Here is a 7928-nt window from a genome sequence, read left to right on the forward strand (position 1 = left end):
ATGGATATTAAATCCTAATATGCGGTGGCTTCTTTTTTGAAGAAAGTTCAAATATTCAAGAGTTTTAGAATCATACGCGGTGAACCGCATCATAAGTAGGCTATAAGCCGAGGTCTAAGTACTTTGGCAGAAATACTAATCTCTTAAAAGAAACTCGATTATATTCTTGTGACGTATTCCATTTCTTGAACGATCTATTCTATCCATTGAAAGAACAGTCTTTGGATAGTTGTCGTTTATTCTTTCAAGAGCTGAAAATTCTCTTTCAATCGTTGACTCTGCTGCAAGTAAGTATGTTACCTGGATGTATTCTATCTCACTACCATCAACTACGACAAAATCCACTTCATATTCATCAATTTTACCAACATAAACCTTCTTGTTTCTACGTAGTAAATCAAGTAATACTATATTCTCAAGAGACTGACCAATATCTTCTTCATTATTGAAATACAATCCACGTATACCCAAATCATTTATAAAATATTTCTCATTGGTTCGCAACAATTCCTTACCTTTAATATTGTATCTGGGAATGCTGTGAATCAAATATGCATTTCTACATGCATCTATGTAATTGTATATCGTTTCCTTTGAAAGTTTTCTTCCCTCAGATTTAAGAAATTTAGTTATGGTATTTGCTGAAAATATTTGACTGATGTTGTGTAATACATAAATAAGAAATCGTTCCAGTAGATCAACATCCCGTATAGAATACCTGGATACAATATCTTTCAGAAGAATTGATCTATACATGTCGGATAAGTAATTTTTTGCAGAGTCAATAGATTCAAAATCAAAACGAGCTGGCATGCCACCGTTTTTAATATAATCAACAAATAATACTTCCCTATCCTCTTTCATATTGGCTGCTTGTATCTCATTAAATGACAGTGGAAATACCTCAATGGAATAAGTTCTACCTGTCATATATGTAGCAAGCTCACCAGACAACAGCTTGGAATTTGATCCCGTTATAAATACTTCAGCAGTACCTTCAGCATTAAGAGAATTTACAACTTTTTCAAATCCTTGAACTTCTTGTACTTCATCTAAAAAAATATAATATTTCATATTGCTTGTCATTAATTTACGTAAATATTCATTTAAAGATTGATAATCCTTAAAAGGTTCGAATTGAAGTAATTCAAAATTCATGAAAATCATTTGTGATTCAGGAATCCCGTCCTCTACTAATTCTTTCATTATTTGCTTTAGTAACGTTGATTTGCCCACTCTACGCATTCCAAGCAATACCTTTATAAGTGGTTTATTCAAAACTTGACGTATTCTACTCAAATAGTACTCTCTTCTTATCATCAGCACACCTCTTTTCAATTAATATTATATCATCACTAAGTCTTTTATAAAAGACTTTTTACCCAATTATACTAAATTAGCATCTCAAAAGATCTTATTTAGGTTTTTCCATCGATTATAACACCTAGAATATCATTCAATATGCTGAGGTATGCAAAGGCCAGGATTATAATTTATTAAAAGTACTGTATTTGGTCAATCACGGTGAACCGTATCATAAGTAGGCTATAAGCCGAGAATAGGGTGTGTCATAGATACTATAACATATCCATCTTGTATTATGAAAACCACAAGAAAAATATTCTAAGTCAAATTATTTTCATTATCATTTTCTTAGAATTAAATTATAGCCGCTGCGGTTTCATTTCTCATTTCCTCTGAATACTTATTTCTATTACTTGCCATGATCTGCTCCTTTTTATATGCATATGCTATCACGACATGGTATCACTTTTCCACCGTTGTCCAATTTTTTGTTTTTAGCTCTATATAGCTATCTATATCAAAATCTATTAAACGGCTTCCCAATCCCAAGCCCCTGCCTGCATACGAAGCAAATGCTTATCAAAATCAGTAGATGACTTTGATAAGCATTGCTTGCGCACTCACTAGTGAGCGCTATTTGTCATTGAGCGCTGAACCATTTTCTTGACGAATTCTTCAAGACTCATTTTATGCGCTTCAGCTGAAGCCTGCAGCTTTGCCGCCTCTTCTTCTGTGAATGTAAGTTGTACTTGTTTTTCACTCATGTTGCACCCTCCTCTTAGTTTATTAATATTGCCTCAGCATAAAAACCGGAGGCAATACACTCATCCAAAAGTATTCCTTAAACTGCAAATTTTTTAACAAATTCCAAGTGCCAGCGGCGTTTTGCCTCCAACTTTGATATCTTTAAGTTTCTTATAAACTAATTTGTACATAGCCTTTTTTACCAATAAAAAAGATCCCCTGAGGGATCTAAAAATATACTTTTCCAATCTTACCTGTTTATGGATTCAAACTGATACAGGGACTCTCTACACTACATATCTCCCACCGAAAAATATATATATAACAGAAAAGGCTGGTCTCCTGGCTCACATCTTATCCTACTCTTTCACCTTCCCGGTTATCCCAGTGATTATCGAAATTTCGTAAATGCTTACAGTAGCGAGGGCTGCGTCGGATTCACACCGAACTTCCCAATTAATCTTAGATTAAAAACCTCAACTTGTATTTTATTGCAACTTGTTTTCAAAATTATATACTATTTATGTTTGCATTACAATAACAATTTAAACTAGTTTTGCTGTAATATATTTTATGTGACTGGTAAAATAAAATGATATCATTGTACTCCCCATATTCCCTATTCTATAAAAACTTAATCAAATTTCGCTTTTCGTTCAATTATATTACTTCTGTTCAAAAAAACAAGTAACCTGGCCTCGACAACGATTTTGGGCAAAAAAAATAATCTGAACCAATTATTATTAGCTCAGATCATTATGAAAAAGTAATGCATTTGATAAATCACGGTAACCGTATCATAAATAGTCTATAAGCCGAGGAGTATTGTGTCATAATTACTATAACACATCTATATTCTATTTTGAAAACCACAAGGAACTATTTTCACTCAGAATCTGATGAAGGTCTAACAGCCTTTTCAGGCTCTTTAGTTCCAGTTCCTTGTTTTTCACGAACTGAATCATCGATGATTGTCGACTCTCCTTCAACATCTATTATCTCATAATCTCCTGTTTTCTTATAATATTTAATCGTTATTGTCCCTTCACTTGTAGGACTTGTTACTACTCTAACCTCATCATTGTCTACTGTAACAACATTTCCATATTCATCAGCTTCACCTACAGATAATTTATTGTTTTCTGGTACACTTTCATCTCTAAAACTTACCCTTACAAGAATTACAACCATAACAATCACAATTACTAAACTTACTATTTTTTTCATTTTATAACTCCCCTCTTATTAGTTTATTCAAATAATCAATATTTTAATGTAGATGTACACTTGATGTTAAACGCAAACAAATCTTCAACATTCATTATACTACTCTTGGATTAAATAACAAGGCTTTTGGCCTAAACGACAAGACAAACGTTCTAGACAGCCGTTTTTAACAAACAAAAATCCAAACTATCTTTAACAGCTTGGATTTTCTAAAAAAAATACTGTATTTAGTCAATCACGATGAACCGTATCATACGTAGGCTATCAGCCGAAATCAGGATGTGTAATTGATACTATAACGCATCGGTATCACCTATTATTTAGAACCTGTTTAGCTGTTCAACTATATCTACCAGCTTCTCCATTTTGTAAATGAATTTTTTACCTGTTTTAATTTTCTTATATATTCCAAGCTCCACAATCAATGCCATATCTTTTCTAGCAGTTTCATATGTAATTTTATATTTCTTTTGATAATACTTAAGATCAAAATGTTTATTCATGGATTTCAGGGAACTTTTTATTATTCTATTCTGTCTTTCGTTTAGGAATATTTCCTTTTTCTCAAGCAGGTTTTCAATAATTGTCTTACTATAGTGAAATATGTAATTCTTCCTTACTTCATTTACCGTTTCAAGAATAAGCTTTGAATAAAAATCTATAAAGTATGTAATATCAGAACCATAATCTTCACATTCCTTAATTACAGAATAGTATCGTTTTCTCTTTTCAACCAATATTTTTGATATTGAAAAATACTTGAAAAACTCATACCCGTTTTTCAACAGATAAATATTCATTATCGCCCTGGCTGTCCTTCCATTGCCATCAAAAAAGGGATGTATGTATACAAAATAGTAGTGTATAACACAAGCATTAATTATTGGATTCATTATACTCGACATATTCATAAAGCTCACAAGATTATCCATCATATCATATATCATTTTGTGGTCTGGTCCTTCATATATTATCTCATTATTTTTCTCAACAAATACTCTATCTGTTCTATACAACTCTGTTATATCCTCTTCATCTATCGTACCTTCCGTTAAAATCTGCCAGATTCTGTAAATAAAATCATGGCTGAATTCTTTTTCAATGTTTTCCATTGTATATACAAGTGCCTTGTAATTATTGAATATCATTTTTTCACTCTTGTTTTGAGGATTGAGATTATTCTTTATCATATCTCCTGCTCTTTTTCTTGTAGAATATGCACCCTCAATAACAGACGAACTAAATGCTTCATCAATAAGAGAATCCACTAGAGTATCGCTCTTAACCTCTGAAGATATCATATCTGTTACATCCTCTTGTCCCAGACTCATAATGTTTTTTATATTTTCATCGGTTTCTAAAGTATGAACATATCGGAGTTTACTACCTGCTGCATCATTTAGAGGTATCTCTATACTCATATCTTTTCTTCTACTCTCAATTTCTTCCCACTCCAAAAGAAATTCACTTGATTTCTTACTATTTCTAAACATAAATTTTTCTTTTGTAATATATTCATTTAATATATATCTTTCATTATCCATTTCGACAACTCCCTATTATCCAAGGATACCATAAATATATTATTTTATAAATATTTATTACCAATTTGTTACTATTTTTCTACTATTAAATATTTACATGAACTACGAAAAAATCTGAGACAATATTTAATTGCTCAGATTAATAAAAGTAATGTATTTAGTTGTTCACTGTGAACCGTATCATAAGTAGGCTATAAGCCGAGGTTGGGATGTGTTATTGATACATTAATCATTTTCCACCTCATTCTAAAACTTAAGTTTGATTATCCTACTTGGTCTTCCCGCCTTGTAGACAACCTTCTTGCCAGCAACCTCAACATATCCTGCCAGTTCCAGTTTTTCTATTATCCTGTTCATGCTTCTATGGGAATTGCCGAATTCATCGGCAAGCTCCTTCGTAGTAAAATAATCCTTGTTGAGCCTTTCCCTTATGCTGTGTAACTGATAGATGGTATTTATACTGATATTCGTTTCATCCGCGATTCTCTTGAAGGCAGCATCAAAGAGTATGGGTTCATCCTCGGTACCTGCAGGTCTTGCTTGAAGTTCATCGATATTTGCAGCATCATATACGACAAATGACATGTTGCCACCCTGCTTAATAGCCTTGTTCATGCCTAGTGCGGCATGAGACTTCGCCTCCCTAGCAGTGACACCGTAGCCTATCCCTACACTTACAGTCTTTACAGTGTTTTCCATCATGTCCGTAAGAAGAGACAGGTATCTCATGTTGTTCGTAGCAAATTCTACGACCTTCTTGGTTGTAAAAAGCAGGTAGTTTTCCTTACCCTCTTCAACCACCGCCGCCTGAATTCTCTGTGCAAATCTGTATATCTGCTCCGAAACCTTCATCTTTTCATGCATCTGTTGGTATTCATTTTCATTTAGCATGGAATATTCACTGTCTGAATCAATCTTTATGGAAACTACAATGATCTGACTTTCTTCAATATTGTCCCTTATCATTTTCATCTTAAGCTCATGAAGTGAATGTCTTATGGTATCCGTAGTCTGATTCATAAGCTTGCAGGGTATTCCCTTTGATTCAAGAGTATCATGTACAGTTGTGATTCCTGTGATACAAAATGATACAATTCCCGCCTCATAATTGGATTTATGGAAAATCTATAAGTTTCTCCTGAAAGTCATACTCAAACACATCATATTCTGCTATTATTGCCGAGTACCCGTCCTCCTCTATTCCTATTTCACTGTAGGCATTTCTGACAGTTCTTTTATCAAGGGAATCAATGCTGATTTTCAAAAGGTCATAATCATCTGTAAATACTGTTTCCAAGAGGGTCCTCTGAAGCTGGCTGTGATTTTGTCCCAGATACACCCAAGGATTTTGTGAATGCATTTCATGATTAATCACATCAAAAGGTATCTTTCCCGTAAAGATTATTCCATCAAAGTCCTTATTTTTGGAATGAAGATATTCGATAATGACATCCATCTCCTTCTTTTGGGAAAACTCTATTGCCGTAGTCTTGAATTCAGGGAAAAACTCCTCAGCAGTCTTTTCAACCTTCTTTATGCTCTTTTTGTGTCCTAAAATACCAATATTATATATCATAAATGTACTCCTTTCTTTTATTATAGCCAACATAGCAATTATAGTCAATTATGGTCACTATATGGTAAGTGAATCCGATGATAATCTAGAAACAAGAAAAGCAACTACGCTAAGTAGAGATAATTCAAGGAGGCAAACATGAAAAAATATGTTGCAGAACCATTTAAAATCAAGATGGTTGAACCACTAGAAATGATAACGAAGGAAGAAAGACTCGAGAGACTGGCAGAGGCAAACTACAATCTGTTTTCACTGGCTTCAAAGGATATTTACATCGACTTCATGACAGACAGCGGTACGGGAGCAATGAGTGATTCCCAATGGGCCGGAATGATGAAAGGCGACGAGTCATATGCCGGAGCAAGAGGATACTACAGGGTGCTGGATGCGGTAAAAGACATCTTCATCTATGAACATGCACAACCTGTACACCAGGGAAGAGCTGCCGAGAAAATACTGCTTCCCTTGCTAATAAACAAGGGACAGTATGTAATTTCCAACATGCACTTCGACACTACAAGAGGCCATGTAGAACTTTGCGGCGGCAAGCCAATCGATCTTGTATGCGAAGATGCTCTAGATACTAAAAACTATGCTCCATTCAAGGGAAACATGGACCTTAAGAAAATGGAAGCTTTCATCAAGGAGCAGGGAGCCGACAAAATTGCAGTAATCATAATGACAATAACAAACAACAGTGCCGGAGGTCAGCCCGTATCTCTTGCAAACATGAAGGCAACAAGAGAAATAGCAAACAAGTACGGCATCAAGGTAATAATAGATTCTGCCAGATTTGCAGAAAATGCATATTTCATTAAGGAAAGAGAAGAAGGATATGCAGACAAGTCAATCAAGGAAATCACAAGAGAAATGTATTCATATGCAGATGCATTCACAATGAGTGCAAAGAAGGATGCCATAGTAAACATGGGTGGTCTCATAGGCGTTAAGGAAGATGCCGAGCTCTTTGAAGCAGTAAAAGGCCTTACGGTTCCTTACGAGGGATTCATCACCTATGGAGGTCTTGCAGGAAGAGACCTTGAAGCTCTTGCAATCGGACTCTATGAAGGTACAGACTACAATTTCCTGAAATACAGGATTGGACAGGGCGAATACCTGGGAGACAGACTTAAGGAAGCTGGAATTCCTTTCCAATATCCAGTTGGAGGTCACGCAGTATTCCTGGATGCAAAGGCACTGTTCCCTCACATTCCATATCACCAGTTCCCGGGACAGGCACTTTCCATAGAGCTTTACAAAGAAGCAGGAATCAGAGCCTGCGACATAGGTTCATACCTTCTCGGTGTAGATGCAGAGACGGGAGAGCAGCTTGAGTCAAAGATGGAGTTTACTAGACTTGCAATTCCAAGAAGAGTTTATACTCAGGCTCATCTGGATATCACTGTTGAAGCACTCAAGGCAATCAAGGAAAGAGCTTCAGAAGTAAAGGGATACGAAATAACATGGCAACCTAAGATACTTAGACACTTCACATCTAAACTAAAGCCTATTAAGTAATTGAATAATTAGGT

General features: G+C 34.9%; 7 protein-coding genes and 1 riboswitch. Of the genes, 1 reads left to right on the forward strand and 6 read right to left on the reverse strand.

Annotated elements, in window-relative coordinates; genetic code table 11:
* Window positions 1–135: 135 nt before the first annotated feature.
* The 6 genes from AC3AX0_RS03835 to AC3AX0_RS03860 all read right to left on the reverse strand — a co-directional run bounded on the left by AC3AX0_RS03835 (window position 136) and on the right by AC3AX0_RS03860 (window position 6396).
* On the reverse strand, window positions 136–1320 hold the full coding sequence (locus AC3AX0_RS03835; protein WP_487548983.1) for an ATP-binding protein: 1185 nt from the start codon (window positions 1318–1320) through the stop codon (window positions 136–138).
* A 608-nt stretch (window positions 1321–1928) separates the two neighbouring features.
* Window positions 1929–2069: a hypothetical protein gene (locus AC3AX0_RS03840; protein ID WP_487548984.1), complete on the reverse strand. Its 141-nt coding sequence runs from the start codon at window positions 2067–2069 to the stop codon at window positions 1929–1931.
* Between the two features lie 295 nt (window positions 2070–2364).
* A riboswitch (cobalamin riboswitch) is annotated at window positions 2365–2543 on the reverse strand.
* A gap of 391 nt (window positions 2544–2934) precedes the next feature.
* Window positions 2935–3276 carry a hypothetical protein gene (locus AC3AX0_RS03845; protein WP_487548985.1) on the reverse strand — a complete coding sequence of 114 codons (342 nt, stop codon included), beginning with the start codon at window positions 3274–3276 and terminating at the stop codon, window positions 2935–2937.
* Between the two features lie 320 nt (window positions 3277–3596).
* Entirely contained in the window at window positions 3597–4820 is a 1224-nt protein-coding gene (locus AC3AX0_RS03850; RefSeq protein WP_487548986.1) for a Fic family protein, read from the reverse strand.
* Window positions 4821–5066: 246 nt separating this feature from the next.
* Complete coding sequence (locus AC3AX0_RS03855) at window positions 5067–5840, reverse strand: hypothetical protein (protein ID WP_487548987.1); 774 nt, start codon at window positions 5838–5840, stop codon at window positions 5067–5069.
* 94 nt (window positions 5841–5934) lie between these two features.
* Window positions 5935–6396 carry a hypothetical protein gene (locus AC3AX0_RS03860; RefSeq protein ID WP_487548988.1) on the reverse strand — a complete coding sequence of 154 codons (462 nt, stop codon included), beginning with the start codon at window positions 6394–6396 and terminating at the stop codon, window positions 5935–5937.
* Between the two features lie 138 nt (window positions 6397–6534).
* On the opposite strand from AC3AX0_RS03860, the gene AC3AX0_RS03865 reads away from it, so the two are divergent.
* Window positions 6535–7914, forward strand: coding sequence for a tryptophanase (locus AC3AX0_RS03865; protein WP_487548989.1), 1380 nt, complete (start codon window positions 6535–6537; stop codon window positions 7912–7914).
* The last annotated feature ends 14 nt before the right edge of the window (window positions 7915–7928 follow it).

It is taken from the genome of Dethiosulfatibacter sp. (genome assembly GCF_983023055.1).